The organism is Mycobacterium sp. 852002-51152_SCH6134967 (genome assembly GCF_001667105.1).
GTDB classification, from domain to species: Bacteria; Actinomycetota; Actinomycetes; order Mycobacteriales; family Mycobacteriaceae; genus Mycobacterium; species Mycobacterium neumannii_A.
In genome coordinates, this window is record NZ_LZIK01000023.1 from 24324 (window position 1) to 50989 (window position 26666).

Below are 26666 nucleotides of genomic sequence, written 5' to 3' on the forward strand. Positions count from 1 at the left end.
ACGCAGTGTGCGGATCAGCCGTGCACTAATCCGACACTCGGCGAGCGCTTCAGCCCAAGGCAAGAGTGGGCAGGCGGTCCACCCGCGTCAGCACCCGGTGCTTCGGCGGAACGCCGGGGCCGGTCTGGGCCTCCTCTGGCTTCGCCTCGTGGTCTATCCAGCATTCGCCGGTTCTCTCGTCGTAGTCGCCGTCGTAGAACACGCAGCACACGCCGAGACCGTCAGTGTCCTGATGGTCGGCCGCGCACTCCCAGAAGTCGTCGCTGACGGGAACGGCGCCAGCGGTTGCGGCCAGTCCGAGGGCGACGCCGACTGTCGTCACCGCGGTCGCCAGAAGTCGTGTGATGGTCATGGCGTAGAGCCTGCTGCCCAGGCGTTTGTGGCGAAACGGGGTGCCCGCCGCAGCCTTTCGACCGCCTCTGAGGGCCAGCGGTGCATTGCGGTTAGGGGAATAGGGGGCGTGTCGTCGCCGAGCGCACGGTTCCGAACATAAAAGGATGAATGGAAGCAACCGTACGCCCGGCGCCAAAAGGTAAGGCTTGCCTCAGCTCACACTGGCGTTTACATTAACCGAAAAGATTTCCTCTAAATAGGAGTCCGGTTGATGCTCACGCGCTTGTGCGTTCTCGCGGCGACGATGATGGCCGCCGCCACGTTTGCTCCAGCGGCGCATGCCCAGCCCGCTCCCGCGCATGAGTTCGCGATCACCTCCGAAGTCCCGACCCTTGCCGAACTCGACGCGCAGATCCGGCTGCTGGTCGGCACTCCCGCCCCGGACGCGGTCAAGGCCGCTCAGCTCGAGGGCGGCGAGCGGGCAGTGGTGGTGCCGAAGATGGTCTACCGGATCGGATTCTTCCGCCCGCCGCGCGGTTCGAGCGCGGTGACCGGTCCCGAGACTCACGACGGCGATCGCCACACCGCGATCATCAACGCGAGCAGGCAGGGGGCGCCGACCGTGCGCGTGGAAGCCGAATGGCGCCGGATCGACGGTCAGTGGAAGCTGGCGAGCAAGTCGCTGTGCAACGGCATCAAGACCCTCGGCCTTCCGATTCCCTGCAATTTCGAATGATGTCCGCGTGATCGAAGTCGTTGGGTTGACCAGGTCGTTCGGGCGCCACCACGCCGTCGATGACGTCACCGTCACCTTTCCCGCCGGCTCCGTCACCGCACTGCTCGGTCTCAACGGCGCCGGCAAGACCACGCTGCTGCGGTTGCTGGCCGGGCTGATCCGACCCGACAGCGGAACGATCTCGGTGTGCGGACAACGCACCGGCCACGACCAACGCCTGCTGGGATTTCACCTGGGCCCGACCTCCATGAACCCCCGCCACACCGTGCAACGCCACTTGTCCTGGCTCGCAGCACTTTCGGGCATCGACGGCGCACGCCTCGACGAGGTCGTCCGCGAGACCGAACTACACGACCATCGGTCGGTGCGCATCGACCGGCTATCACTGGGCATGCGTCAGCGCGTGGCCATCGCGGCCACCTTGCTGGCCGACCCGCAGACGCTGCTGTTCGACGAACCCCTCAACGGTCTCGACGTTCCCGGCATCGTCTGGTTCCGGTCACTGCTTCGCCGGCTCGCCGAACAGGGCCGCACGGTCGTCGTCGCCACCCACCTGCTTGGCGAAGTGGCGCTGACCGCCGACCACGTCGCAGTGCTCAGTCGCGGCCGCATGCAGGCCGCCGGCCAGCTGGCGCAGTTGACGCCTACCGGTGCCGACGCCCGGGAATGGCTCGAGGAAACCCTGCTGGAGTACGCGTGAGCACTGTCGCGGTGGCGCGCAGCGCGCGTGCCGAGATTATCCGCACCGGCGGGCGCAGCAGGCTGTGGACGGTGGTGGCGCCCGCGGCGGTGATCCTCCCGGTGGTGATCACGTTCGGCATCGCGCTCGTCGCGGAGTCGTTCGCGCGGATCCCCGGCCAGATCTCGGTGCTGCAGGTGACGACCTCGAACGCGGCCTACTGGGTCATCACGATCACCGTCGCGCTGGTGGCCGTTGCGGGAGCCGACGGGCAGGCCGCTGAAAGCCGCTACGGCGCAGGCGAACACGTACGCCTCGCCATTCCGCAGGCCTGGCCGGTGTTGCTCGGCCGGTGGGTGTTCTACGGTGCTCTGGGCGCGCTGGTGGCCATCGCGACTCTCGTCGTGGTGCTCGCGGGCCTGCCTGCGGTCGCGCCGATCGTTTACGGACCGGTGTCGCTGACCGACGATGTCGGGCTGCGACTGTTGTGGACGGTGCCGGTGCTGGCGCTGTTCGCGGCGGGGGCGGGTGTGGGAGTCGGGGCCCTCACCCGCTCGCCGCTCGCCGCGGTGGGCGGCATCCTGCTGTGGGCGTTCGTGGCCGAAACCGCGGCCGGTTATCTGCCCAGCGGAGCGACGCTCCAGCGTTTCATGCCCCTGTTGAACGCGGTGTACGCCACCGGGCAGGACACCGTACTCACGCCGCCGTGGGGCCAGACCGGCGCTCTGCTCTACGCATGCTCAGTTTTCACGGCGATCTTCGGGATCGCCGCCGTTGGAAGGACAATCCGAAGATGACAGGCAAAGAATCACTTCCGCTCGCGCAGCGGTCCGATGCGGACCTGCCGGGCCACTGGCTGCTGGCCCGGCTGGGCAAGCGGGTGCTGCGGCCGGGCGGACTCGAGCTGACCAGCCGGCTGCTCGCGGCCGCCAAGATCGGCGGCGCCGACGTCGTCGAACTCGGCCCGGGTCTGGGCCGCACCGCCACCGACATCGTCGCCCAACAGCCGCGCTCCTACGTCGGGGTCGACGACACCGCCGCCACCAGTGAGACGGTGCGCGCGGTTGTCGCCCCTGTCGACGGCAAGGTCGTGGTGGCCAACGCCGCCGAGACCGGATTGCCTTCGGGCAGCGCCGATGTGGTGATCGGCGAAGCGATGCTGACGATGCAGGGCGACCGCGACAAGCGTGCGATCGTCGCCGAGGCTTTCCGGGTGCTGCGGCCGGGCGGCCGCTACGCGATCCACGAACTGGGTCTACAGCCCGATGACCTCCCGCAGGACACCAAGGACGTGATCCGCCGCGACATGGCGCGCGCGATCAAGGTCAACGCGCGGCCGCTGACGACGTCGGAATGGGTGGCGCTGCTGACCGAGGCCGGCTTCGAGGTGGTGACCGTCGACCACGCGAAGATGGCGCTGCTCAATCCGGCGCGGGTTCTGGCCGACGAGGGGTTCACCGGTGCGCTGCGGATCGTCGGCAGCCTGATCGCCAGGCCCGCGGCACGCAAGCGGGTCATCGGTATGCGCAAGACGTTCCACCGCTATCGGCGCGCACTGACCGCGGTTGCGGTCGTCGGTGTCGTGCCGACGTCGTGACAGACTCGAACCATGCCAGTGTCGCGCCACGACCTCGATGCGCAGCCGGAACGGGCGGCAGGCCAACAGCGCCAGAAAGTGCTGAGCCTGCTGAAGAACGCCGCGAACCCGGTCGACGCCCAACAAGTCGCCGACGCGCTGCAGATCCACATCACCACGGCCCGCTTCCACCTGACGACGCTTGAGGAACAGGGCTTCATCCGGCGGGGCAATGCGACCAAGGCCGGTCGAGCGGGGCGACCGCGGCTCACGTACGAGCCGGCGCCCCGGTTCGACTACGCCGACATCGTCTCGCTGTTCGCTACCCACCTGGGCGGAACGGTGCGGGAGCGCGAACAACGTGCTCTGCAGATCGGTGCGGACCTGGCCCATCGGGTCCGGTTGGCCCGCAGGCGACCCGAGGTCACAATCGCCGACATGGTGGTCGCCACCCTCAACGAACTCGGCTTCCAGGTTCGTTCGTTGCTGACCTCGTTCGGCGAAGTGACGGTGCAGATCTGCACGTGCCCACTGGCCGAGGTGGCCGCGTCGGCGCCGGAAGTCGTGCGCGGCATCCAGCAGGGCCTCATCCAAGAGGTGATCAACCTGAACGCCGACGCCGTCGGCGCCCGCTATCAGGCGTCGGTCACGCCCGACCCGCACGGTGGCTCGTGCGAAGTCAGTTTGGTATTGCGTCCCGAACGGTGAATATCGGGGCGAGAAGGGAAGACTCATGACCGCGACAACCGCGCTGTCGTTACAACAGCTCGCCGACGAGCAACTCGCCGCCGCGAAGGCCGCTTCGTCGGGCCGTTCCGCGCAGACCGTGTACGGCGGCAGCGGGCGCACGCTACGTCAGACCGTGCTGGCACTGACCGCCGACCACGGCCTGGACGACCACGAAAGCCCCGGCGAGGCAACGCTGTTGGTGTTGCGAGGCCGGGTGCAGCTGCGTTCGGTGAGCTCCTCGGTGGAGGGCAGCACAGGAGACTACCTCCCGATACCGCACGAACGTCACAGCCTTGCCGCCCTCGAGGATTCGGCGGTGTTGTTGACGGTCGTCGCCAAGAAGTGAGCTAGGCCTGCGGTCTCACTTGATGGTGTGCTGCGGGCCTTGGGCCTTCTTGTAGAGAGCCTTGAGCATCCGGTCGCGGAACATCGCGTTGTCGATGAGCTTCACCCCGGCGTTGGCCAGCTTGGGTTGTCCGATCAACTTGTGCATGTAGCGGCCGCGGCGATATTCGCGGCCCCACGCGGCCTCCATGCGCTGCGCGTAGTTCGTGAAGTCGTCGGGCCCGCCGTTCTGCAGGGCCGCGATCGCGCATTCGCCTGCGGCCAAGCCGGATTCGAGCGCCTTGGAGATGCCCGCGCCTGAGGCCGGTTTGCCCGCACCCAGCGAGTCGCCGGTGAACAGCACGCCTGGGCGCCATGGCGGCCACGCGGTGAACCCCATCGGCAGTCGCCAGGCCCGGACACTCTTGTTTTTCTTCAGCTCCTCGATCGGCGGCAACTCCCAGTCCGTAGGCAGAGTGCGGAGGAACTCGCCGAGGAACTGCGTGGCATTGATCGACTGCCAATTCTTATAGCTGTTGACGTAGCCCAGCCCGATGTTGAAGATGCCGTTGCCCATCGGGAACACCCAGCCGTACCCGGGTAGCTGGTCGCCCTCGAAGACGAGCTTGAGATAGATGTCGAGGCTGTCGGAGTCGGGCCGGTTGGCGTGCATCTCGGAGCGGATCGCGATCGCCGAGTAGCCGTTGTACTCGGAGTCGATCTTGAGGGCCCGCTTGATCGGGGAGTAGGCGCCGTCGGCGGCGATCACCGCGTCGCCATAAACCTTTTCGCCGCTCTTGAGCGTCACCCCCACGACGCGACCCTTCTCCAGGATCGGCCCGGACACTTCAGCGCCCTGGCGCACCTCGGCACCCGCGGACTCGGCGTGCTTGAGCAGCGTGGTGTCGAGGCGCTCGCGGCTCACGGTGTGGCCGTGGTCGGGCATACCGGGCCGCTTCGGAAACGACAGTTCCCACTCGCTCGGGCTGAAGACCGTCACGCGATTCACCCGGTGATACGTGGCCACCTCGTCGGCCAGTCCCATTTTCTGCAGATAACTCACCGCGCGGGCGGTAAGCCCGTCCCCGCAGGGCTTGGCCCGCGGGAACTCGGCCTTGTCCAGAACCGCGACCTTCGCGCCGGTCTGAGCGGCCTGCCATGCGGCCGCCGAGCCGGAGGGCCCGCCACCTGCGATGACCAGGTCGTATTGCTGCGTCATGAAACTCGTCTCGTCGATCGGCTGTCGCAGCGATATTACCCGTGCTGCGTTGGCCTCTCTTGTCGGACGGAGTTGCCCAGACGTGGCGTCCGGAAACGCATGCGACGTGGTCTGAGCTGGTCAGCAGTGCTTGAGCGGTAGAGTGACCGGGTGCGACGAGCGGGCAGGCCACGGTCGAGTGGCGAGCCGGGCGTCAAGGTGGACGCCCGCAGCGAGCGCTGGCGCGAACACCGCAAAAAGGTGCGCGCCGAGATCGTCGACGCCGCCTTCCGCGCCATCGACCGGCTGGGTCCCAACGTCAGCGTGCGCGAGGTCGCCGAAGAGGCCGGCACCGCCAAACCCAAGATCTACCGCCACTTCACCGACAAGTCCGACATGTTCGGCGAGATCGGCCAGCGCATGCGAGACATGTTGTGGGCGGCGATCATCCCGTCGATCGATGTGGAGCATGACTCCGCGCGCCAGATCGTCGGGCGTGGCGTCGGACATTACGTCGAGCTGGTCGAGCAGCATCCCAACGTGGTGCGGTTCCTGTTGCAGGGTCGGTTCGCCGACAAGTCAGCAGCCGCGATGACGACCGTCAACCGGGGCAGCGAGATCACGCTCGCCGTCGCCGACATGATCAGCGAGGAACTCAAGGATCTGGCGCCGGATCCGGCAGCCTTCGAGCTCGCGGCGTACGCAATCTTCGGTACCGCGGCATCGGCGACGGACTGGTGGCTGGGCGACGATGACGACGGCACCCGCCGCATGCCCGCCGATCAGTTCGTCGCGCACATGACCACGATCATGGTGGGCGCGATCAACGGCACCGCCGAGCTGCTCGGCATCCAGATTGACCCTGACCAGCCGATTAACACCGCTGTTCGCAAGCAGCAGCCCGTCGCCTGACTTCGGCGTTGACACCACTTCGCGCGGACCGGAGACTGGAAAGTACCCAGTACCGGCGTTCCCAGGATGTGCCCACCACGTAGGGTGCACGCGCCAACTGGGGTAATAGGGGAGACCATGACGGTTGCCGAGCAGACGGCCGAGGACACCACTGCCCAACAACCGGTGCACACCCGCGCACTGATCATCGGCACCGGCTTCTCCGGTCTCGGAATGGCCATTGCGCTGCAACGCCAGAACGTCGACTTCCTGATGCTGGAGAAGGCCGACGAGATCGGTGGCACCTGGCGCGACAACACCTACCCCGGGTGCGCCTGCGACATCCCGTCACACATGTACTCGTTCTCGTTCGAGCCCAAGGCCGACTGGCGTCACATGTGGTCGTTCCAGCCGGAGATCTTCGACTACCTCAAGGGCGTGACCGAAAAGTACGGGCTGCGTCGCTACATCCGCTTCGGTGCCCACGTCGACCGTGCCCATTGGGACGACAACGAACTGCGCTGGCACGTCTTCACCAAGGACGGGCGCGAGTTCGTCGCGCAGTTCGTCGTCTCCGGGGCGGGCGGCCTGCACATCCCGTTCGTCCCGGAATTTCCCGGGCTCGACGAATTCGCCGGTGCCACTTTTCATTCCGCCGAGTGGGACCATGATGTCGATCTGACCGGCAAACGGGTGGCGGTGATCGGCACCGGTGCGAGTGCGATTCAGATCGTGCCGGAGATTGTCAAGGACGTCGGCGCGCTGCACCTGTATCAGCGCACGCCGGCATGGGTGATGCCGCGGCCCAACAACCCGATTCCGCGATGGGCGCGCGACCTGTTCACCAACGTGCCCGGCACCCGGCAACTGATGCGGGCGGCCATCTACTGGATCCACGAGGGCGTCGGTTTCGCGATGACGCGCGAGCCGCGGCTGCTGAAAATCGGTGAGCTGCTGGGTAAGTGGAACATCAACAAGTCGATCAAGGACCGCGAGTTGCGCCGCAAGCTGACGCCGAACTACCGGGCCGGGTGTAAGCGAATCCTGAACTCCGACACGTACTATCGCGGCATCGCCGATCCGAAGACCGACGTCGTCACCGACGCCATCGCGCGGTTCACGCCGACGGGCATCGTCACTGCCGACGGCGTCGAAAGGGAAACCGACGTCGTCGTGTTCGCCACCGGATTCCACGTCACCGACTCCTATACGTACGTCCACATCAAGGGCCCGCGTGGCGAGGACCTGGTGGACCGCTGGAACCGCGAGGGCATCGCGGCGCTGCGCGGCATCACGGTCGCCGACATGCCGAACCTGTTCTTCCTGCTCGGGCCCAACACCGCGCTGGGGCACAACTCGGTGGTGTTCATGATCGAATCGCAGATCCGCTACGCCGCGCAGGCGATCGCGGCCGTGGACCGGGCCGGCGCGCAGGCGTTGGCGCCGACGCGCGAGGCGCAGGACAGCTACAACGAGCAGCTGCAGGACGAACTGTCCGGGACCGTGTGGAGCACCGGCGGCTGTCAGAGCTGGTATCTCGACGAGCACGGCGTGAACCGGACGCTGTGGAGCGGCATGACATGGCAGTACTGGTTGGCCACCCGCAAGTTCGACAAGTCGGAGTATCGGTTCTTCGGCGGGCAGCGCGCGTCGCTGGCTGCCTAGTGTGCTGAGATCGCGATTTCGGCGTTGTCGGTGCGCAGAGTCGATCAGAATGCCCACTCGCCGCAGCGGTAACTCGTCGGCGGGAACGACACGCCAACACACGATGTTGTGTTAGCCGTGGATGTCGTCCCCCAGGGGTAGTGTCGATGTCGGGCGACAGAACCGCGTCAAGCGGACCAAAGACCAGGTGAAATGGGGTTCTCGTGAGTGATGGCATGAAGCTGATTGACCGTGTCTCGGCGATCAACTGGAACCGTCTCCAGGACGAGAAGGATGCCGAGGTCTGGGACCGGCTGACGGGCAACTTCTGGTTGCCGGAGAAGGTGCCGGTCTCCAATGACATTCCGTCGTGGAACACGCTCAACGACCACGAGAAGCAGCTGACGATGCGGGTGTTCACCGGCCTGACGTTGCTCGACACAATTCAGGGCACGGTCGGGGCGGTCAGCCTGATCCCCGACGCGCTGACCCCGCACGAGGAAGCCGTCTACACCAACATCGCGTTCATGGAGTCGGTGCACGCGCGCAGCTACAGCAACATCTTCTCCACGTTGTGCTCGACGGCCGAGATCGACGACGCGTTCCGCTGGTCGGAGGAGAACCCGAACCTGCAACGCAAAGCCGAGATCGTCATGCAGTACTACAAGGGTGACGAGCCGCTCAAGCGCAAGGTGGCCTCGACGCTACTGGAGAGCTTCCTGTTCTATTCCGGGTTCTACCTGCCGATGTACTGGAGCAGTCGGGCCAAGCTGACCAACACCGCCGACATGATCCGGTTGATCATTCGCGACGAGGCTGTGCACGGCTACTACATCGGCTACAAGTTCCAGCGCGGTCTGGCGCTCGAGGACGCGGCCACGCAGGCCGAACTGAAGGACTACACGTACGAGCTGCTGTTCGAGCTTTACGACAACGAGGTCGAGTACACCCAGGACCTCTACGACGGAGTCGGTCTGACCGAGGACGTCAAGAAGTTCTTGCGCTACAACGCCAACAAGGCGCTGATGAACCTCGGCTATGAGGCGTTGTTCCCGCGCGACGAGACCGACGTCAACCCGGCGATCCTGTCGGCGCTGTCGCCTAACGCCGACGAGAACCACGACTTCTTCTCGGGTTCGGGGTCGAGCTACGTGATCGGCAAGGCCGTGGTCACCGAAGACGAGGACTGGGACTTCTAGCAGCGCAGTTCAAAGCCTTCTACTCGCTGCCTAACCACCAAACGGCGGTACCTGAAGACATCCTCCGAGGACTCATTCAACAGGCTCTTTGCCCACATTTTGCCCACATTCATTTACGGTGGGTGGCGTGGCAGTCGTGGCGGCGTACGAGACCAAGCGGGGCAAGCGTTACCGCGTTCGTTACCGCACCCCGGACAACCGGCAGACCGACAAACGAGGATTCCGGACCAAGCGTGAAGCCGAGCGGTTCGCCAACACCGTCGAAGTGGCCAAGCTGAAGGGTGAGTACGTCAACCCCGCCGATGCCCGTAGGACGCTCGATGACCTCGGGCAGGCCTGGCTAGACCGCCAGAAAGGCCACCTCAAGCCCTCGGGTTACGCAGTGATGGAGACTGCTTGGCGCGTGCGCGTCAAACCGCGCTGGGGCAAGGTGGCCCTCGGGGACATCAAACCCACCGCCGTGCAGGCGTGGATGGCCGAGTTGGGACAGGGCACTGAGGACACGAAGGCTATCGGTGCGGCTTCGATCAAGCGTGCTCAGTACGTGCTGGCGCAGATCCTGGCAGATGCCGTCACTGACAACCTCATCCCGAAGAACCCGGCAGCCGGTCTGAAGCTGCCTAAGACCTCACGCAAGAGGCCGGTGTATCTGACCCATCAGCACGTCGACGACCTAGCCAATGCGGCGGGGGACTACGGGACTCTGGTGCTGATGCTGGCCTACACCGGTATGCGCTGGGGTGAGGCAATCAGCCTGCGGGTGGGCGACTTGGACCTGTTACGTAAGCGCGCCCTGATCCACGAGAACGCGGTGCAGTCGGGGACCAGCATTTACGTTGGCACACCGAAGGCGCACAAGCAGCGTTCGATCCCGCTGCCCGAGTTCCTGGTGCCGCCGCTGGCGCGCCACTGCGAGAACAAGGGCAGGGGAGATCTGCTGTTTGGTGACGGCAACCACTTGCGCCGCCCGCACCCTGTGTCCGGGTGGTTCGCCAAGGCGGTCGAGTCGTGCCGAGAGGCCAGCCTTATTCAGCGCGCCCAGGAGCGGGAAGACACCAGCAGCGAACCCGCCACGCAAGAGTTTCCCCGCGTGACTCCACACGACTTAAGACACACCGCCGCGTCGCTAGCCGTGTCTGCCGGAGCCAACGTCAAAGCAGTACAGCGGATGCTGGGCCACGCGTCGGCAGCTATGACGCTGGACTTATACGCGGACCTGTTCGACGACGACCTGGAAGCCGTGGCCGTCGCCCTGGACAAGGCGCGTCAGGACATGCTGAGCGTCGTCGACACGTAGTCAGCGCGAAACCGTGCGGGGCGACACGCTGTGACAACAATGCTTGTCAGAAGTTTCTCGGCCCGGGTAGTGTCACAGGTGGGCTAGCCGTCCAACACCCGATGTGTTGGTGGTGACGCCTACGACCCCGTAGTGGTAGTGCAGCGCCGAAGGGCTTCGGTCCGGGGAGTGCGCTGGCGGTTCAGGCGGCCAAACGACACCAACTCGCCGATGACGCCCAGGGGTCGGCAGCTGGGGCTGAGTCAAGGCCAACCAGGGACGTGGAGCGCCGTAGTTATGGCGCTGCGCACGGCATCGCACACGGTATGACGCCGGTGCTTTGTCCCCGGAGGCCCTCAATGCCCAACAAGACCACCACATGGCAGACCGAACGCGCCCGCATCGCGGGCATGTCTTCGCGTCCCAATCGCCCGCCCGATGATCCCGATCTCGTCGAGGCCCGTCGCAACATGCGCGCCCTCAAACTGGAGGCCGATGTTCTGAAGGTGCTGGCGGGTCAACCGCCCCTCAGCGAGGAGCAGCGCTTCCGCATCGCCGAACTGCTGATCGCTGGTGGGGGTGCCCAGTGACCGGCCTTGCTACGGCGCGCGAGGTCGCCGACTACCTGCACACCACGCCAAATCAATTGAACCGCTTGCGTTACGAGGGCACTGGACCTCAGTACATCAAGCTGGGTCGCTCGGTGCGGTACCGGTGGGAGGACGTTTTCGCCTGGGTAGACGCAAACGTCCGGACCACCAGCGCCGGAGGTGCCGCATGACCGCGCTCTCGTGCCCCAGGCACCGGCACTGCCCCTATACGGGTACTGAGCCTGGGTTGTGCCCGGCCTGTCATGCCACGACGATTGCGGCCAGGGATGCCGCTCGCCAGGGCGACCTCGACACCGATCAGGCAGAGAAACTGGCCGACGCCGTCGTTACTGCAGGACTGGATGACGGCGACATCGAGTCGATGATCTCTTCGGCTGCCTGCGCCGAAGAGGTGGGCGTAGAGGCTCCGCCGTTGGTGCATGAACCGCCAATCGTGCCTGCGGTCGATGGTGCGGATGTGCTGACGAATCTGCTGGACACCCTGTGCCGGTACGTGCGCTTCCCCGATGTACATTCCGCCGTCGCCGTCGCGCTGTGGGTGGCCGCTACCCACGCGATCGAGGCCTGGAACGCCGCGCCCAGGTTGGTGCTGAGCAGCCCGCAGAAGAGGTGCGGCAAGACTCGCGCTCTCGACGTGATCACCGGCATGTGCCACGCACCCCTGGTCACCGTCAACGCCTCGGCGTCGGCCATCTTCCGATCGCTCGGCGGAGAGCGTCCGCCCACGCTCGTCATCGACGAGGCTGACGCCATCTTCGGCACCAAGCGCGCCGCTGAACAGCACGAGGACCTCAGGTCGCTGCTCAACGCCGGGTATCAACGCAACCGCCCTGCGTTGAGGTGTGTGGGAAACCAGTTGGTGCCGACCGAGTTCCCCACGTTTGCCATGGTGGCCCTCGCAGGGATCGGTGCCATGCCCGACACCATCACCGACCGCGCCATCAATATCACTATGCGTCGGCGTGCTGCCGCCGAACAGGTGTCGCAGTTTCGTTGTCGCCGTGACGAACCCATCCTGCATCGTGTCCGCGACCGGTTGGCTGCATGGGCGCAAGCCAATATCGAGGAACTGACGGATGCGGTGCCCGACATGCCTGTCGAGGATCGCGCCGCCGACACCTGGGAGCCGCTGATCGCTGTCGCGGATGCCGCTGGGGGGCGGTGGCCCGATGCCGCCCGCAGGGCATGTATGGCGTTGGTGGAGGGTGCCCGCGACGCCGACGAGAGCCGGTCTCTGGACATCCGACTGCTCACCGACATCCGTCGCATCTTCGCGGGCAAGGACGTGCCGTTCCTGCCTTCCGTCGAGCTGGTTGGCGCGCTGACCGATCTGACCGACTCGCCGTGGAAAGACTTGGGGTTCAACGCGAACAAGCTGGCTCACTACCTGGAACCATTCGGGGTGAAGCCGAGTCACAACACCGAGAAAAGCAGGCGCGGGTACCGGCTGGAGAGCTTTCACGATGCCTTCGAGCGCTACACCCGTCCGCAAGCGTCCAACCCGTCCGACCATGGCCTTGAACAGGCCCGATGGCGGGACGGGGGGCTTCTCGCGGGCACCGAGGCCCGTCCGCTGGACGGGCAGGGCCGTCCAGCACTTCCGGGCCGTCCGGGCGAAATGCGCTGCTCAGGACGGGTTGCGGACGGATTGGACGGTGCCGGACACCCGGGCGCTGCATACACTCCAGGCGATCCCGATGCCAGCATTTACTCGGGGACCCGTTCATCGTCATCGGAACCTTCGCTCGAAATCGTTGATGGAGTTGGGAACTTGCTTCCAGGTGGACTCGCTGACGACAGTCCCGGCATGACGGACCGAGTCTTGAAGGCGCTGGAGCGTGCACGGGCATCTCAAATCGTTGAACGCGAGCATGCTGATGACGGAGCGTCAGTGCCAGCGAAGACCCGGTGGGCTGCGAAGAGGCAAGCCAATGCCTAGAAGATCTCGCGACCTCTTCGCCCAGATCCGCACCCTTCAAGAGGTCAGACACAACCCGCTGTGGTTCGGCTGGGCTGACCAACAGCTGGAGAAGGTATCGGTTGAGATGGGCTGGCGCGAACAGTCCGACTGGCGTGTCCTTGCTGCGGTCGCCTGCAGCCTGGTCGCCGAGCACCAAGTCACCGGGAACCCGTTGCGGTACTCGCGATCTCAACGCTGGTACGCCCGCAACGCCGATCGCATCGCCAGCCCGCTCATGGGCTACCGCCAGGTCGTCCCCGCAATGGACCAACTAATGAACCTCGGCCTCGCCGACGGCATCAAGGGCATCTGGCTGGCCGCGCACAAGGGCCGTCAGTCGATCGCGTGGCCCACTTCTGAACTCATTCAGCGGGTGACCCCGATCCTCGACATGGCCCGCCGCGACCATCCCGACGAGGACGACGTCCTGGTCCTGCGTGACGCGGACGGTAGTCCGATGCCGTTCCCCGACACCGAACTGACCCGCAGTTGGCGCAGGGACCTGAAGATCCTCAACACCGCCTACGAGGCCCGCAGCTGGTTCATCCGGGGCCGCCAACTGGACATGCCGGTGATGCGCAGGATCTTCAACCAGGACATCACCAGGGGCGGTCGCGGTTACCACCACGGCCCGAGCTACCAGCAGCTGTCACATGAGGAGCGGGAGCTGATCACCATCGACATCAACGGCGTGATGTGGCCGACGGTCGAGCGCGATGCTGCCACGCTTCACATCAGGTTTGCGTACGCCAAGGCGGGCGTCCCGATGCCCGAGTACGCCGACGGCGACGACGCTTACGTCATCGACGGCTTCCACCGCAACCGCGAGGTCAAGCCTGCACTCAACACCCTTCTCAATGCCGCCACAGAGAAGCAGGCTCTCGGCGTCATCGGCGGTAGTCTGCTCGGTGGCGACTGGGACCGTGGCCGTGGTCTGATCGCCGCCCTCAAGGCCAAGCACCCCGCGCTGGCTCCGCTGTTCTGCTCGGATGCGGGTGCAAACTTCCAGCGCCTCGACTCCGACATGGCGATGTCCATCGCGATGGCGGTGCTCCGGCGCACCGGACGGCCCCCGTTGCTGATCCACGACAGCATGATCGTCGCCGCGTGCGATGAGCAGATCCTCGTCGAAGAGATGGAGCAGGCCCTAGCAGAGGCTCTCACCTTCCTCTCTCCCCACTCTTCTGCCCAGGCCAGGACACTCCAGGACAAGCTCCAGAGCACACTCTCCCTCCCTTCCTCTCTCCACTGGGGAAACACCCCTCTTGACCTGGGAGTATGTGCTCACTCGAAAAGCCTTGAAGAGCCTATTGGGGCCACTCTGCGCCGCCGTCATCTCGACCCTGCACTTGGTCCGCCTCCGCAGGACCCTCAGTCCTCCTCACGGACCCAAATCGCAGACTCATCACTCACTTGCGGAGCTGAACCATGCCCAGACCTTGGAACAAGAAGATCCCGTGCACCCAGCGTGCTGAAGAAGCACAGCGCCTTGCCCACGAGATGGCGGAGGCCGACCTCCTCCGCCAGCAGATCCGCCGCGCAGTCTTCATCAACGTGATGGTTGAGGTCGCCGAGCTGTCCAAGCGCTGGAGCAACCACGGCTGACAAACTAACCGACTAAGAACTGCTCAGCTCAGCTCTGCTTGCCACCAGCTCTGCAACCGACCCCGCAGCATCCGCTGCAAGTCTTCCGGCTCGGACGGACTCGGTTTGCGACCGGTGCGCGAAACCAGACTGCATCCAGGTTGTATAGCTGTCAGTTGCGGATCACCCATGTGTTGCTCCGCGCTGCAGAGGAGTGAACCTCAATTTCGAGAGGCTGTGTTTTGCCTACAATGACCGCGCTTGGGTCCACAACCGGAAGAGCTGCGGCATGTCGACCTCCGTCCTCTCTGGAACATACAAGGTGACCTTGTCCGCGATCGTGACACCGAAACCGTGTCTGCACGGTGTGATTTGGCCCGCCGGGTGAGACCTACCTCAGGGCGGCCCATCAGCGTGAATGTGGCGACATTGAGCGGACCTCAGCCTGTAGGACAGTGACAATCGTTGAGCCGGAAGTACCCGAGTTCGGCCAATGGTAAATGCCAACGATTCACGCCTGAACAGACCTCTGTACCACCAACAGCCCGCTAGACGGCTTGACGTTGTGAGAACGTTGTCATGCGCGATGAATCCGCTGCGCGTCGTTGCGGTTCACGCAGCTATGTCCTAGCGGCGAAGGTCAACCTGCGGCGGCTATATGGCGGGGAGCGAGGGGAGCTGTATGGCGGTGGGCTACAGGGCGATAGCTCGTCTTGAAGATACGCAGGACGCGATCTCGGTCGCGGAGTCGCAGCTGACCTCTTGGTTCAGGGAGAAGAAGCAGCAGGGAACTCTGGCAGTTGCAGACTGGGACGGCGACGGCGATTACGAGCTAGGGCCTAGCGCCGAGCTGACCGTCGTGCATGACCCTGACAGGCAGGACGGCTCTCGCCGACGGCTCTACCGCTTTCGAGAGACGAACAGCGCTGGGGTGTGGATCGTCTCGCTCTCCGCGCTTGTCACACCCCAGGCAAAAACCTTCCAGCAGACACTGGTGGTTGACGTCGATGTCGACGTCGAGAACACCGACGAAGCTGTCGCGAGGGTGGCCCCGCCGCGCCTGATGCGCAAGATTCTCGAAGCGCATCAGGCGATGGACTCTGAGACTCCGTTGACGGGCGAGCCTCAGTTCGTTCGGGGGGCCGAGGCGAGCAAGGTGCTCGTTTCCATCCTCGACCCAAACCGCACCGCCTCTGTGATAGTCGCTCCGTTGCCGTGGGTGGATGGGGAGGACGAGTGGCGCAGGGCAATTCGCAGTTTGACGACACAGAGCGTTGGAGTGGCCGCGACGTTCATCCTGGACGGCCACGGAGCTAGTTTCCAGCGGACTGCCGCTGTCACATGGGATTCAGAAGGGCGTCGTTCGCACCTTCGCACCACAAGTTGATCCTGAATCTCGTGAGGACGCTCTGCGCCATCCCAAGCTGTACCCCAGGACCATGCTGAAGTACGTCGAAGGCGGAAGGGTCCGGCCTGCCCTCACTAAATTGCACGCACGTTCCACTCGGCTGAGGTTTATTGAGCGCGAACTGCCAAGCGATGTCCGGCGAGGGCTTGACATATTGCTGCGTGCTGAAGCGGCAGCGACGCGAACAAGAGACGTTGAGCGCCGGGTCGAAAGCCTCGCTCAGTCCGAACCGGCTGACATAGTCGAGGACGTTGCCACAGCAGTGGTGCCGCTAGCGCGGCTGCGCCAACTTGTCTCCAGATGGCTCGGGCCGGATCTGGAACTCTCCGACGCCACCTTCGCCGAGTTAGACCGACTGCTGGAGCGAAAGACACTGGAGGCATCCCGTCGCGAGGAGGACTTAAGCAAGGCCACCGAAATACAAGAGCGTTTAGAAGCTTCACTACGGGAGTCGAAATCCAAGCTCGACGACCTCTCCCTCGACCTCGCGGTTGCAGAAGAAACCCAACGTAAACAGGACCGCGAAGTAACAACTCTCCGCTATCGGCTGGTGGAATACGGAAAGCCAGAGCTGACATACGTCGAGCCTGAGTCGGAACTATGGAGTCCACCCGATGACGTTCTCAGCCTGCTGGATCGCATCACACCTGACGGCGACACGCATCTGGCATTCGACAGAGTCAAGTTCACCGGTGACATAAGCAAGGCCCTCGAAGTCGATGTTCGAGAACCGACGCCGCGCTATGCCCACGCCTTCTGGGACTACATTCACGTCCTCTACGACTACGCCGAAGGACGGGCCGAAGGCCGCATTGCGGTAGGGGTACACATGTACCTGACCTCTGACAATCTCAGCGGACACAAATGCCCGCCAGACAGGCACGCACCCCGGGAGAGTGACACCACGATGAACCGCTGGGGGAAGGAACGCATATTCCCCGTTCCGGTCGACGTGCATCCCTCAGGGGAGATAACGATGGGTGCTCACTTCAAACCAACGTGGCGAGACACGTTCGCCCCCCGGATGCACTACTACGACGACACCAACAACACCGGCATCGTGTACATCGGATATATAGGGCGTCACCTCACAACCAAGGACTCTTGACGCACCTGAACAGCGTTCCTACCCGGAAGCCGACGGCGCTTTGTGCCCTGGGTCTCTGCTACATACCAGCCAAGTCTCTTTCACTGCTTGAGCAATTCGGTCAGCCGGGCCTCCGCATGGATCGTCGGCATCATGACGTCGAATGCTCAGGACCAGAGTGCTTCTTCATCTCAAATTGCCTGTCCGTCCAGGGAGGGCGTTGGCCCGCACCGTATTCAGAATGCCGACGATGTTGTCTACATCGGCCTCGGAAAACATCGACTCCGGTCCAGTGCTCGCGTAGTCGCTGAAGGGCGACTCGTAGAGCCGGGCGGCTTCCATGACGCCGTTGGCGGTCAGCTCCTCGACGAGCAGGCCGATGAAGTGCAGCTGGTTGGCGTTGAACTTTATGCCTCGAGGTAGCGGGCGAAGGCCTCTAAAGTAGCCTGGACCGGGGCCTGCTCGGGAGACCCTCTCGACATGTCTCAAACCGTTGTTCGACATCGCCGCTGAAGCAGACCGGGCGCGGGTCGATCCAACCGCCTGAGGTTTTGTGTCTATACCCGGCGCTATCGTCGGAACGGTGAGTGAAGGACTGGAGCAGCCGGTCACGCGACTCGATGAACGGGTCGTCCGAGACGGCGATGTGCGCCTCAGCAGCGACCGCTGGTACGGACCGCCGCCCGAGGACGACTGCCCTTGTGGATCGCGACGCCAAGCCGCACGCTGTCACCGCGCGAAGGACGGATCGTGGGTCGCTGAACCGCCGCCGCCGCTGCTGACCGGTCCGCGAACGGGCTACTGCAATCCGGGCTGCTACGCCCGTGCCAGCAACGACTGCGATGAGGAACTGACCCGCGAGCATTTCATCAGCGACGACGTGCTGGGTTCGATCTCGTGGGACGGCAAGGTCGTCGTCGTCGAGGGAGCCGCATGGCAGGACAAAACGCAGCGGCAGAAGACGATCGGTCGCAACTCGCTGTCGTCGCGGATGCTCTGCCGCCGCCACAACAACGCGTTGTCGCCGCTCGACAAGATGGCTGCCGAGTTCTTCAGGTATTCATTGGATGACCACATCGACATCTTCAAATACCTCGGCAACGACGACCGCGACAGCTTCCCACGCGGGTTCACGATGATCAGCGGCCCCTATTTCGAGCTGTGGATGCTCAAAGTCATCTGGGGCGCAATCGAAGCTGGCGCGATGGAGGTCGACGGCCACGCCGCATACCGCTTCCGGCTGGGTGTGACCACTGAGCAGCTCGCCGAGATCCTCTGGCGCGGACAGCCGTGGCCCGCATCATGGGGCTTGTACGTTCTGCTCGACCACGACCCAGACCAACCAGCGATCCCAAGAGCGATACGGCTGCGCCCGGCCAGCATGGGTAGCGAGATTCTCGGCGGCTACATCCAGATCGCGGGGTTTGAGTTCCTGCTCAGCTTCGAGACACCACCCGTGCGGCGGATCTACCGCCCGTGCGGAATCACGTTTAGCCGCCGTGGATTCCCGCCGAGCAGCTATAAGATGGTCGCGTTCGCGTGGCCCGAAATCGGCCACCCGATCATCAACGTCGTATCGAACGTGCCGCCCGAAGAAAACTACGCGGTGCCGAAGAACCCGCGCGCCGCCTCGTTTCATCGTCGGATCGCAGAAGGCTCCTTGAACGTCCGCCCTGTTCAGGGTCAGGGTCCGTACAACCCATCCGTGCCCTGAGCATCGATCTTCCGGCACAACTCCCCCGCAGCCACGCCGCAGCTCAGTTCGGTCGACCTCCCCGAGCCCACTCTTCGGCTAGTTCGAGGAACCGGAGGTAGTCGACCTCGCGGACCATACCGCTCGGCGGCACTGTTCCCAATGAGAGCTGATGGAGGGCTGAACGCACCGCTCATCAAGGGTCAAGGGGCGGGGGGATGGTCCGTGGTGTACCGGGTGCTGGGTGTCATCGACGTGCTCCGCATCTGTTGCCTGCTAGTCGTCGCCGAGCGGTTCTACGCTTGGTACAGACGACCCGATGTGACTGGGTCGATGAGAACGCGACTCGTCAACAGCGACTCGAAAGCCCTGCGGACCTTGCCAAAGGCAGCGGCCCGCGGTGACTACGGCGTGACCAGCCCGCGCGGTGCGGTACATGGCGGCTATTGTCGGCGACCTCACCATGACATTGCGGTTCCGAACAATTCGTGGTGCTTGCGCACCATGTATTCATCGTCCGTAAGGTAGACGACGTAGAGCAGCCCCCTCACCAGAAGGCTCAGCGTCTCCAGGTCACTGAAGTACATATGCATGTCATGCGCCGATTCCGGATCGCTGGAGCAGCTCGATAGGTGCGCACATTGTGTGGCCGTTTCACCCAGATATCGCCACAACACCACTTCACTTTCAGCGGTGTGGAGATCGGTAACTACGTGGACAACACCCGCGCCTTCGATCGGCACCCTCGTGTGCAATTTTGGGTGCCCGACACCATTGTTGTGCGGCTTACCGAAGGCATCAACCAACACACACTCATCCGGAGGATGTGGCGGAACCCTGGGCATACCAACACTTTATCGATGACTACCGACATATCTTGCGTGCTCGCATTGACGCTACGACCCTGCCGAGGCTATGCGACATACCTGTCGGACGCCGAATACCACGAAGTCCAAACAGACGGGGGCACCGGCAGGCACGATCAGATGATGGCCGCAACAGACAAGATCGCCGAGTGCGTCGGACATTACAAGAAACTGCTCCAATCTTTTCCGCGGCCGAGTCGCTATCGCAGGCACCGGATAGCAACTCCACGTCATCGTCAAACGGGCCGGAGCGAAACGGCGCTCGGATACCTTGCTGGCTCGACTCGACGAGGCCTTCGAGAAGGAAGGGATCGCAACCTATCCTCGGTTGACCGACCCCGATCTGAAGTCACACGACCGGGTGTACATCCTCGACGCGGCGAAGCCGATCAAGGGTTTGGCACCGATGCGGGAACTCTTCCGTGACGAGACGACCCTTCAGGAGTTCATCTGGAAGCACCACGACTGGTTTCCCGACCTACGAAGACTCGGTCTGCACAATTTTCAGCAGCAAGCCGCGCTGGGGAGCGGTCGCCGCGTCGATCTACTCTGCAAGCGACGAGGCTCCAAGCAATTGGTGGGGATCGAGTTGAAGGTCCGCGAACCCGACGACCGAGCTGTGGGCCAACTCCAGCAATACCTCGACGATCTCGCCGACCACGCCCAAACCAACGGCTACGACTCAGCGCACCTCATCGTCATCACCGGTCAACCGGACACGTCGGTGCGCAACCGCGTCGAGCAGTACGCAGCCAGGCAGGGCCACGAGGTCACCTTTCTCCTCTACAGAGTGCACATGGAGCTGAGCAGTCACCCTTAGTGGCACCGCTCGACGGGCTTGAGTTCGTTCGAGTGTGCAGAGGTCAGTGGATTGGTGTCGACTCTGCGCTCCCTGTCTGTGCCTGGTGCATAGGTGGCCGTACTGCGACTTCTTCGACATCGCCGGACTCTGCGATGTGCGCGACGCGCTGAAGGCATGCCAGGCCTACCCGCAGGAGTGCGAGAGGTATTCGCAGGACCCCTCACGGTAAAAGAATGACGGCTGGTCGCATGCAGTCCCCGCCAAGATGTAGACGTAAACGGGTTCATGAGGGCGGCGGAATCTGTGTCGTCAGCTCTCAGGCTGCTGTGGACCACCCGTGCTAGGCGGCGTTTCAAGCGGCGCAAGGCAGGCACGGGCGGCTCGCCAGCTCGACTCGTTCGCGGTAGTACTCGCGGGCTGCTCCATCTCTTCGTATCTGTGTGAGGACGATTCGGTGCAGTGCCGCGTTGACTTGGCGGTTGCCCGTCTTGATGTAACGCCACCGTCCTCGGGTCGAGCCTGACCACGCCGGTGACGGTGCTACGCCTGCGAACCGAGCGAAGGCGGCCTCCGTTGGGAACCGGCGCACCCCTGCGGTTTCAGCGACAATCTTGGCAGCCGACAGCGGGCCGCAACCTGGAACGGCTAGGAGATGCGGGGCGGCCTGCTCGACAAGTTCGCGGATTCTTTTCTCAAGCAGCAGCGCGCCTTGGGACTGTCGGTCAATGTCGGCCAGTTCGTCCCGGGCTATCTCAGCGACCAGACCTTGGCGGTCATTCAGCCACGAGGCGGTGTCGTCGCGGTGGACCTTTGAAGACAAAGCCTTGGGTTTAATGATGCGATCGGGGTCTAGCTCGTGCAGTCGCCACAGCAGGCGGCAGATCGTGGCGGTGCGTTGGCCCATGAGATTTTCGCGGCGGTCAACGAGCAGCTTCAGGTTTCGGGAGGTTTGATCGGTGTAGGCGGTCGGTAAGTTCGGCTCGCGCTGCGCGGCTCGTGCTACTGCCAATGCATCAATGGGATCGGACTTGCCGACGGTGCGTGCAGAAGCACGGGTACGAGCCATCAACCGGGTGGGGACCCTGATGACTGTGTACCCGGCGGCCAAGAGATCTTGTTCGAGGAGCCTCGACACGTGACGGCAGTCTTCGACGGCCCAGCGTATGTCGGGACCGAACCTGCTGCGTGCCCAGCGAATCGCCGCCAGATGTCCCAGGCTGTTCGTGTCCGAGACCTTCTGGCCGATCTTGCGGCCTGAGTTGTTTATCGCCACGAAGGTGTGGCTGCGCTTGTGTGCATCGATCCCCACGATGGCCAAAGCGATCGCGTCCTTCCGCGCGGACCGAGCGCCCGACACCGGTCATATATAGCCACCTGCTGGTGACAGCTTTCTCCAAAAGTCAGGCGCTCGGTGATGCGGACGCTCGACGATTCCCCGGTCGACCACATCATGGACCCCTAGCGGGTCCTGTACTCCGCCCTGTCGACAGCTGCCGTAATCAGCCTGCACAGTGGCGACAAGTTTTCATCATGAGTCGATCAGCGCGAAGTCCTTTGACCGTACCGCCGAACCGCATGTCTGGGATAGAGGACCAACGCGTTCGGCCCGCTCATCCCGAGACGACGAATCCAGGGACCCGCGAGCGGCCTCCAGGCCGTACATGCGGGTGTGCACTCGTGGCGGGCGGGCCAGTCCGGAAAGGCAAAACCGGCTACAAACGCGGTGTCGTTCAGGGGGGAGAGCCACCCCGTCAGGATTCGGCGGGACAGAAGAAACCACCAAGCCGCAAATCCCCGCAGCCTTGTCAGATCCACCCTGGTTAGTGCTGACAGCACGTGTAATGCGACTGTTGATTTATCCCGGCCAAGCAGCGCGTTCGTGCAGGCCACGCCATGGAAGTTTCTGTGTTCGCAATTAGTTGCTGTGCGTTCCCTGTGCAGTTCCTACACATGATCTTATCTGGGGCGTAAGTTTTGCTCTTAGCGCGCGGCTGCATACTGCGGCTGGGCGCAAATGTTCGGTAATTCGCACGGTCAGGGGGTTTGGTGAAGAAGACGGCAGCTGCTGTGTTGGCGGCGATTTCGATTGCTGGGGTGGGGGCGGTTCCGTTCGCTCCATTAGCTGCGGCTCAACCGGTCGCCAACGCGCCATTGACAACTGGCGACGATGAGGGTACCGGCGGCGTCGGCGGTGGCGGTGGCGGTCCCGGCGGCTCCCAAGGTGGCGGCAGCAACATACCCGGTCCCGGCGACAACACGGTACGCGACCAGATCAATACCGCGCGCACAACCCTCAAGGCCGGGTTGGGCGAGCTGAAGGCTGAACGGCGCGAAGCGAAACAGGTGGGGAAGGAAGCCGTCAAATCGGTCAAAGAGCAGTTGCGCGACCTGAAGAAGGACTTCCGCAACGATATCCGCGACATCAAGCGCGGCCCCAACAACCCGCCCGGGGACGGCGAGGGCGAAGGCCCCAACAACCCGCCCACCGGCGGCTAGAGGGGTAACCCCTTCCGATCAACGGATCACAACGCAGTCAGCAGCGGCCCGCGCGTCTTCAGCTCTCGCACGCGACACCGTCGCGGATCTCCACGAATGATCCACGCAACCGCAAGACATCCTCGTGTCACACGTTAGGCGGTCGACCTCTCGTTATAGGTCGACCGAAAGTGGGAAGGGCTGCTGACAGGAGGAAGCATTCGAACCGAGGAGGCAGCCATGGCCAAAGGTGACATCTCCACGTACCACGAAGGCGGTGTCTGGAAGTCAAAGGTCGAGGGCAGCAGCAGAGCAGCCCATGCGGGGGGAACCAAAGCAGAGCAAGCAGCAGTCGGTCGCGAGATGGCCAAAGCCCGCCGGGTGGAGCACACGATCCGTAACCAGGACGGGACGATTGGCGAGAAGAACTCGTACGGTAACGATCCGCACCCTCCGAAGGGATGAGCGTAGGGGTCGAACCACTCTGCCCCCACCTAACGTCTAGCTGAGCCTCCCTGGTCCACCGTCGCGATCACGCCTTAATGTGCCGCGATGCCGTGGGTGCACGCGCTCTTTCGCGAGCAGAAACGCCGCACTGAGGGGTGAGGCTGCCGTCGCCAACCTCTACGAGTAGCCCGCGAATCTGACTGCCAGTTTCCCCTGGCGACGCCAGGCCCTTTCGTCCAATCGGGACAGAGTGGTTTGCTAGTTTGCGCAGCCACCGAGGCAGTTGGCTGCCAGAATGGTGCCATGGGGAGGAAAGTTTTCATTGCTGCGTTAGGTATCGCCCTGTCTGTAGCAGCCATCGCGTTCGCGGTATCGCCTATAGCAACCGCCTTCACGAAATGCACCGACCAGATCGACTACGCGGGTGATCCGAGATCCAACGCAGAAATCAACAGCATTGGCGCGAGCACCGGTCAGTGCCCTACACCGATGTCGCAGCAGTACGGCTTGCCAGGACTGGTGGACGGGGCTGTGGAAGGTGCTGCTTGCTACAACTGGCAGCGGTTTCCCTTCGGGCAGACATCGAACGGCTCCCAGATGATATGCGCGGGCCAGGGAGACGGCACGGGCATATGGGTGCGGGCTATCCCAATTATCGGGGTGCGGCAGATCGGCAGCCCTTGCGCCAGCGAACAGCAGTACGGCGCACAGTCTCCCGACGGCGCGCCCCTGGTATGCGATGTCAGTAGTGGCTGGGTGCCCAACTAGATTGCGGACCAGTAGCCTTAATGGCGATAGAGCTGGCCCGAGATCACACCGACGCGGTTTACCGCCCTGGCCGCCCAAGGCCCGCTCGTGGGGCTGCAGCCGCTGCTCTCCAGAACCGCTGGATCACGTTTCCTCAAGCTCGACTTTGGCTACCAAGGCCTGCTCAGGGAGGAACCGGTCGATGACAGGTGGTCGAACGCAGCGCAGATCGACGGTGTTAATGGCCCTGCTATCGGCGCTCGCCCTCATAGTGGTCTCATGCAGCGGAGGAGGTTCGGGCGGTGCGGTGAGATGGGCTGCGCTGCCCCGCTCCATGACCTGTACCGTCGAGCCAGCGGGCGGGACAGTGCAGGACGTACCCCCATCACTACAGGTCGGCCAGGTGACGCTTCGAGACGAGGGTGCCCAACGACTCGCCATAGCGCTCGAATTTCCCGGCGGCGTACCTCCGGACCCCACGGCGGCGAACGGTCCGTACGGCGTCCGCAGTGCGCCCGGAAGCGTCAGCATGAGCATTCTCGTGCTCCCTACCGGTTCTCAAGACGAGGACCCGTACCTAGTCATTACGTCACCGCAGCCCACCACCGGAAGGGGCTGGAGCGCGGAGGTGGTGTCGGGTGACACCGAAGCCAACGCGCTGCAATCCGCAACGGTCAGTGGCACGACCCGCACACTGGTGGTCGATCTTCGTAATCACGCGGGTGCCCTCGGCTCAGGAGAGTTCAGAGCCGACGTGCACATCATCATGACTGTGAGTCAGACGCCGCCGACGATGCCCATTGTTCTCAGTGCGCAACATTGCAACTGGGACCGTTCGGTGAGGGCTTCCTCCTCAGCTGCGAGTCCGCCGACGTCACCCCGGGCGTCGCTGACTCCCGACACTCCCTTCAGCCCTCCCGCCCGAGGGAACAAGGTCGTCACCGCCACCACTCGTCTCCAGTGGGCGGGGTCGCGATGTATCAGCATCCTCTCGGCTCGGCAGGACGACAGAACCCGGACGGGTGAAGATCGCATCTGCGCCGACTCTGGCACCTGGCGCTATTCAGAGCAAGCTACCTCCGGCCACCTTATCGGGGGCGACCCCATCATGGGTGACGCTGACTGGATCGCCTGCCAGCTCTACATCAACGGTCAGCTGGAGTTCTCAGATAGGGCTGACGCAGGCGACGGCAGCGACGTCAGTTGCCTTCGCACGCTGAATTGAGGGTTCGGCACTGCAATGGAGAATTAGGAGTGGCCATATGGTCGTGCGCAACCATGGTCTTGAAAATTGCGGAAGTCCTCACGCCGTCCGCCCGGTTCCCATAGCTGGACGGTACTCAGTGAGCCGACAGTGAGACACCGATTCGCAGGCACATCCGAACACCACGACCCTCGCGCCGCTGACAGGTGACGTCCGGGGCCAGCAAACAAGTCATAGGGAAACCCCTGATTCCTAACGTCGGTGAACGCCCTACCGTTCCTATCGGAGCGCGAATCCAGACGGGGCTGGTGCGCCGAACCACCAGAACGATCTTGGGGAGACACTTTGATGGGCAAGAGGTTTATAGCGGCTGCCCTCACCGCTGCTGCGCTAGGGGGTTTTGCAGCCGCGACGGTAGCCGACCCCGACACTGCCTCGATCGTGATCACAGCCAGCTGCGCAAGCGACGAGTACGAGAACTCACAGGGCGACTGCATCATTCGGCCTACGGACTCAGCGCAGCCCCCCGAGGGCGCGACCTTCGTATGCGAGGACGGTACGTACTCGTCGAGCGTCACGTCGCGAGGTGCTTGCTCACGTCATGGAGGCATCGACCATGCACTCTGAGAGGAATGCTTAATGCGCAAGGGTTCGGCGATCGGGAAGCTCTCGCTGGCCCGTGTGATTCTGGGAGGCGGCGTCGCAACCATCGCCATCAGCCTCGTCGGCGCTACTCCGGCGTCGGCCGCGCCCGAGGACGAATACCAGTTCCTTCAGGCCATCGGCTCTCTGGGTAGCAGCTACGCAAGCTGGCCACACTTTCTAAGCGGCATGGAACCGGTGACCGTGGGCCACCAAGTCTGCTCAGCACTAGACCGTGGCGATGACCCGCTCACGCCAGTCCTCAGGGCTGCGGGAAACTCCCCATACCCCGATTACCACGCGGCCATCTTCGCTGGATATGCCATCCATCACCTGTGTCCTGTACACACCGGCAAAGTCGGGCCGGTGTAGCCCCATGATCACCAAAATCATCACGACAGGCTGCCGCCACCTATGAAAAGTGCCGAGGTCGGCCGCAGTCGGGCGACATGGAAACCTAGATGAAGCGTTCGAAGATTTTTCTGGCAGCTCTAGTCGCGCTGACAGCGCCCCTAGGCGCTATGTCACTGACTTCCCCGACTGTCAGGGCGGACG

At 63.7% G+C, this 26666-nt stretch carries 28 protein-coding genes and 1 pseudogene; 24 read left to right on the forward strand and 5 right to left on the reverse strand.

Annotated features, from left to right (window positions below; genetic code table 11):
• Positions 1–49 precede the first annotated feature (49 nt).
• Positions 50–352: a hypothetical protein gene (locus A5790_RS07565; RefSeq protein ID WP_066842383.1), complete on the reverse strand. Its 303-nt coding sequence runs from the start codon at positions 350–352 to the stop codon at positions 50–52.
• A gap of 252 nt (positions 353–604) precedes the next feature.
• Between A5790_RS07565 and A5790_RS07570 the strand changes: the two genes are divergently transcribed.
• Genes A5790_RS07570 through A5790_RS07595 form a run of 6 tightly spaced genes read left to right on the forward strand, consistent with a single transcriptional unit; the run spans position 605 to position 4399 of the window.
• Positions 605–1069: a hypothetical protein gene (locus A5790_RS07570; protein ID WP_066842384.1), complete on the forward strand. Its 465-nt coding sequence runs from the start codon at positions 605–607 to the stop codon at positions 1067–1069.
• A 7-nt stretch (positions 1070–1076) separates the two neighbouring features.
• On the forward strand, positions 1077–1769 hold the full coding sequence (locus tag A5790_RS07575) for an ABC transporter ATP-binding protein (RefSeq protein ID WP_066842385.1): 693 nt from the start codon (positions 1077–1079) through the stop codon (positions 1767–1769).
• Entirely contained in the window at positions 1736–2545 is an 810-nt protein-coding gene (locus tag A5790_RS07580; RefSeq protein WP_066842387.1) for an ABC transporter, read from the forward strand. The genes A5790_RS07575 and A5790_RS07580 overlap by 34 nt, the downstream gene beginning before the upstream one ends.
• Positions 2542–3345, forward strand: a complete 804-nt coding sequence (locus A5790_RS07585; RefSeq protein ID WP_066842389.1) for a class I SAM-dependent methyltransferase — start codon at positions 2542–2544, stop codon at positions 3343–3345. The genes A5790_RS07580 and A5790_RS07585 overlap by 4 nt, the downstream gene beginning before the upstream one ends.
• A 12-nt stretch (positions 3346–3357) precedes the next feature.
• Complete coding sequence (locus A5790_RS07590; protein ID WP_066842391.1) at positions 3358–4032, forward strand: metalloregulator ArsR/SmtB family transcription factor; 675 nt, start codon at positions 3358–3360, stop codon at positions 4030–4032.
• Between the two features lie 25 nt (positions 4033–4057).
• A complete protein-coding gene (locus A5790_RS07595; RefSeq protein ID WP_066842393.1) occupies positions 4058–4399 on the forward strand; it encodes a cupin in 342 nt (113 codons plus the stop codon).
• A 15-nt stretch (positions 4400–4414) separates the two neighbouring features.
• On the opposite strand, the gene A5790_RS07600 is transcribed toward A5790_RS07595, so the two are convergent.
• The gene (locus A5790_RS07600) at positions 4415–5596 is read right to left on the reverse strand and encodes an NAD(P)/FAD-dependent oxidoreductase (protein ID WP_066842399.1); all 1182 of its coding nucleotides are present in this window, start codon (positions 5594–5596) and stop codon (positions 4415–4417) included.
• Positions 5597–5746: 150 nt separating this feature from the next.
• On the opposite strand from A5790_RS07600, the gene A5790_RS07605 reads away from it, so the two are divergent.
• The 10 genes from A5790_RS07605 (at position 5747) to A5790_RS07650 (ending at position 17256) form a co-directional block, all read left to right on the forward strand.
• Positions 5747–6487, forward strand: coding sequence for a TetR/AcrR family transcriptional regulator (locus tag A5790_RS07605; protein ID WP_066842404.1), 741 nt, complete (start codon positions 5747–5749; stop codon positions 6485–6487).
• Positions 6488–6604: 117 nt separating this feature from the next.
• A complete protein-coding gene (locus tag A5790_RS07610; protein WP_066842406.1) occupies positions 6605–8131 on the forward strand; it encodes an NAD(P)/FAD-dependent oxidoreductase in 1527 nt (508 codons plus the stop codon).
• A 215-nt stretch (positions 8132–8346) separates the two neighbouring features.
• On the forward strand, positions 8347–9309 hold the full coding sequence (nrdF, locus tag A5790_RS07615; RefSeq protein WP_064398421.1) for a class 1b ribonucleoside-diphosphate reductase subunit beta: 963 nt from the start codon (positions 8347–8349) through the stop codon (positions 9307–9309).
• Positions 9310–9436: 127 nt separating this feature from the next.
• The gene (locus tag A5790_RS07620) at positions 9437–10606 is read left to right on the forward strand and encodes a tyrosine-type recombinase/integrase (protein ID WP_066842408.1); all 1170 of its coding nucleotides are present in this window, start codon (positions 9437–9439) and stop codon (positions 10604–10606) included.
• 338 nt (positions 10607–10944) lie between these two features.
• Positions 10945–11175 (forward strand): hypothetical protein, encoded by a 231-nt coding sequence (locus A5790_RS07625; RefSeq protein WP_066842410.1) that lies wholly within the window; start codon positions 10945–10947, stop codon positions 11173–11175.
• Positions 11172–11366 carry an AlpA family transcriptional regulator gene (locus A5790_RS26155; RefSeq protein WP_066842412.1) on the forward strand — a complete coding sequence of 65 codons (195 nt, stop codon included), beginning with the start codon at positions 11172–11174 and terminating at the stop codon, positions 11364–11366. Before A5790_RS07625 ends, A5790_RS26155 begins: the two co-directional genes overlap by 4 nt.
• Positions 11363–13135: a DUF3631 domain-containing protein gene (locus A5790_RS07635; protein WP_231987637.1), complete on the forward strand. Its 1773-nt coding sequence runs from the start codon at positions 11363–11365 to the stop codon at positions 13133–13135. The genes A5790_RS26155 and A5790_RS07635 overlap by 4 nt, the downstream gene beginning before the upstream one ends.
• Complete coding sequence (locus tag A5790_RS07640; RefSeq protein ID WP_066842416.1) at positions 13128–14714, forward strand: hypothetical protein; 1587 nt, start codon at positions 13128–13130, stop codon at positions 14712–14714. Before A5790_RS07635 ends, A5790_RS07640 begins: the two co-directional genes overlap by 8 nt.
• A 708-nt stretch (positions 14715–15422) precedes the next feature.
• The gene (locus A5790_RS07645; RefSeq protein ID WP_156656326.1) at positions 15423–16127 is read left to right on the forward strand and encodes a hypothetical protein; all 705 of its coding nucleotides are present in this window, start codon (positions 15423–15425) and stop codon (positions 16125–16127) included.
• A 52-nt stretch (positions 16128–16179) separates the two neighbouring features.
• Positions 16180–17256, forward strand: a complete 1077-nt coding sequence (locus A5790_RS07650) for a hypothetical protein (protein ID WP_156656327.1) — start codon at positions 16180–16182, stop codon at positions 17254–17256.
• 165 nt (positions 17257–17421) lie between these two features.
• Here the strand turns inward: A5790_RS07650 and A5790_RS07655 are convergent, their stop codons facing one another.
• Entirely contained in the window at positions 17422–17739 is a 318-nt protein-coding gene (locus tag A5790_RS07655) for a type I restriction-modification enzyme R subunit C-terminal domain-containing protein (RefSeq protein ID WP_066842422.1), read from the reverse strand.
• Between the two features lie 79 nt (positions 17740–17818).
• Here A5790_RS07655 and A5790_RS07660 point away from each other — a divergent pair, with 79 nt between their 5' ends.
• The gene (locus A5790_RS07660; protein WP_066842424.1) at positions 17819–18949 is read left to right on the forward strand and encodes a hypothetical protein; all 1131 of its coding nucleotides are present in this window, start codon (positions 17819–17821) and stop codon (positions 18947–18949) included.
• A gap of 437 nt (positions 18950–19386) precedes the next feature.
• Here the strand turns inward: A5790_RS07660 and A5790_RS25735 are convergent, their stop codons facing one another.
• Positions 19387–19773 carry a hypothetical protein gene (locus A5790_RS25735; protein WP_156656328.1) on the reverse strand — a complete coding sequence of 129 codons (387 nt, stop codon included), beginning with the start codon at positions 19771–19773 and terminating at the stop codon, positions 19387–19389.
• A gap of 349 nt (positions 19774–20122) precedes the next feature.
• Between A5790_RS25735 and A5790_RS07665 the strand changes: the two genes are divergently transcribed.
• Positions 20123–20614, forward strand: coding sequence for an endonuclease NucS domain-containing protein (locus A5790_RS07665; protein WP_156656329.1), 492 nt, complete (start codon positions 20123–20125; stop codon positions 20612–20614).
• 260 nt (positions 20615–20874) lie between these two features.
• On the opposite strand, the pseudogene A5790_RS25370 reads toward A5790_RS07665, so the two are convergent.
• Positions 20875–21953: pseudogene (locus tag A5790_RS25370) on the reverse strand (IS110 family transposase); the annotation flags it as partial.
• A 689-nt stretch (positions 21954–22642) separates the two neighbouring features.
• Between A5790_RS25370 and A5790_RS07675 the strand changes: the two are divergent.
• The 6 genes from A5790_RS07675 (at position 22643) to A5790_RS07695 (ending at position 26483) form a co-directional block, all read left to right on the forward strand.
• Entirely contained in the window at positions 22643–23092 is a 450-nt protein-coding gene (locus A5790_RS07675; RefSeq protein ID WP_156656330.1) for a hypothetical protein, read from the forward strand.
• 219 nt (positions 23093–23311) lie between these two features.
• Positions 23312–23536, forward strand: a complete 225-nt coding sequence (locus A5790_RS07680; protein ID WP_066842428.1) for a DUF2188 domain-containing protein — start codon at positions 23312–23314, stop codon at positions 23534–23536.
• A gap of 285 nt (positions 23537–23821) precedes the next feature.
• Entirely contained in the window at positions 23822–24286 is a 465-nt protein-coding gene (locus A5790_RS07685; protein ID WP_066842430.1) for a hypothetical protein, read from the forward strand.
• A gap of 508 nt (positions 24287–24794) precedes the next feature.
• Positions 24795–25490, forward strand: coding sequence for a hypothetical protein (locus A5790_RS07690; RefSeq protein ID WP_066842432.1), 696 nt, complete (start codon positions 24795–24797; stop codon positions 25488–25490).
• A 327-nt stretch (positions 25491–25817) separates the two neighbouring features.
• Positions 25818–26096, forward strand: coding sequence for a DUF3761 domain-containing protein (locus tag A5790_RS25375; RefSeq protein ID WP_082961624.1), 279 nt, complete (start codon positions 25818–25820; stop codon positions 26094–26096).
• A gap of 12 nt (positions 26097–26108) precedes the next feature.
• The gene (locus A5790_RS07695) at positions 26109–26483 is read left to right on the forward strand and encodes a DUF732 domain-containing protein (RefSeq protein WP_066842434.1); all 375 of its coding nucleotides are present in this window, start codon (positions 26109–26111) and stop codon (positions 26481–26483) included.
• Positions 26484–26666: the final 183 nt, after the last annotated feature.

What these genes read in the sequence shown, in the direction of transcription:
- A5790_RS07565 (WP_066842383.1), bottom strand. Translation starts at nt 352, where the DNA reads ATGACCATCACACGACTTCTGGCGACCGCGGTGACGACAGTCGGCGTC.
- A5790_RS07570 (WP_066842384.1), top strand. Translation starts at nt 605, where the DNA reads ATGCTCACGCGCTTGTGCGTTCTCGCGGCGACGATGATGGCCGCCGCC.
- A5790_RS07580 (WP_066842387.1), top strand. Translation starts at nt 1,736, where the DNA reads ATGGCTCGAGGAAACCCTGCTGGAGTACGCGTGAGCACTGTCGCGGTG.
- A5790_RS07585 (WP_066842389.1), top strand. Translation starts at nt 2,542, where the DNA reads ATGACAGGCAAAGAATCACTTCCGCTCGCGCAGCGGTCCGATGCGGAC.
- A5790_RS07590 (WP_066842391.1), top strand. Translation starts at nt 3,358, where the DNA reads ATGCCAGTGTCGCGCCACGACCTCGATGCGCAGCCGGAACGGGCGGCA.
- A5790_RS07595 (WP_066842393.1), top strand. Translation starts at nt 4,058, where the DNA reads ATGACCGCGACAACCGCGCTGTCGTTACAACAGCTCGCCGACGAGCAA.
- A5790_RS07600 (WP_066842399.1), bottom strand. Translation starts at nt 5,596, where the DNA reads ATGACGCAGCAATACGACCTGGTCATCGCAGGTGGCGGGCCCTCCGGC.
- A5790_RS07610 (WP_066842406.1), top strand. Translation starts at nt 6,605, where the DNA reads ATGACGGTTGCCGAGCAGACGGCCGAGGACACCACTGCCCAACAACCG.
- nrdF (WP_064398421.1), top strand. Translation starts at nt 8,347, where the DNA reads ATGAAGCTGATTGACCGTGTCTCGGCGATCAACTGGAACCGTCTCCAG.
- A5790_RS07625 (WP_066842410.1), top strand. Translation starts at nt 10,945, where the DNA reads ATGCCCAACAAGACCACCACATGGCAGACCGAACGCGCCCGCATCGCG.
- A5790_RS07635 (WP_231987637.1), top strand. Translation starts at nt 11,363, where the DNA reads ATGACCGCGCTCTCGTGCCCCAGGCACCGGCACTGCCCCTATACGGGT.
- A5790_RS07640 (WP_066842416.1), top strand. Translation starts at nt 13,128, where the DNA reads ATGCCTAGAAGATCTCGCGACCTCTTCGCCCAGATCCGCACCCTTCAA.
- A5790_RS07645 (WP_156656326.1), top strand. Translation starts at nt 15,423, where the DNA reads ATGGCGGTGGGCTACAGGGCGATAGCTCGTCTTGAAGATACGCAGGAC.
- A5790_RS07650 (WP_156656327.1), top strand. Translation starts at nt 16,180, where the DNA reads ATGCTGAAGTACGTCGAAGGCGGAAGGGTCCGGCCTGCCCTCACTAAA.
- A5790_RS07655 (WP_066842422.1), bottom strand. Translation starts at nt 17,739, where the DNA reads ATGTCGAACAACGGTTTGAGACATGTCGAGAGGGTCTCCCGAGCAGGC.
- A5790_RS25735 (WP_156656328.1), bottom strand. Translation starts at nt 19,773, where the DNA reads ATGCCCAGGGTTCCGCCACATCCTCCGGATGAGTGTGTGTTGGTTGAT.
- A5790_RS07680 (WP_066842428.1), top strand. Translation starts at nt 23,312, where the DNA reads ATGGCCAAAGGTGACATCTCCACGTACCACGAAGGCGGTGTCTGGAAG.
- A5790_RS07685 (WP_066842430.1), top strand. Translation starts at nt 23,822, where the DNA reads ATGGGGAGGAAAGTTTTCATTGCTGCGTTAGGTATCGCCCTGTCTGTA.
- A5790_RS07690 (WP_066842432.1), top strand. Translation starts at nt 24,795, where the DNA reads ATGAGCATTCTCGTGCTCCCTACCGGTTCTCAAGACGAGGACCCGTAC.
- A5790_RS25375 (WP_082961624.1), top strand. Translation starts at nt 25,818, where the DNA reads ATGGGCAAGAGGTTTATAGCGGCTGCCCTCACCGCTGCTGCGCTAGGG.
- A5790_RS07695 (WP_066842434.1), top strand. Translation starts at nt 26,109, where the DNA reads ATGCGCAAGGGTTCGGCGATCGGGAAGCTCTCGCTGGCCCGTGTGATT.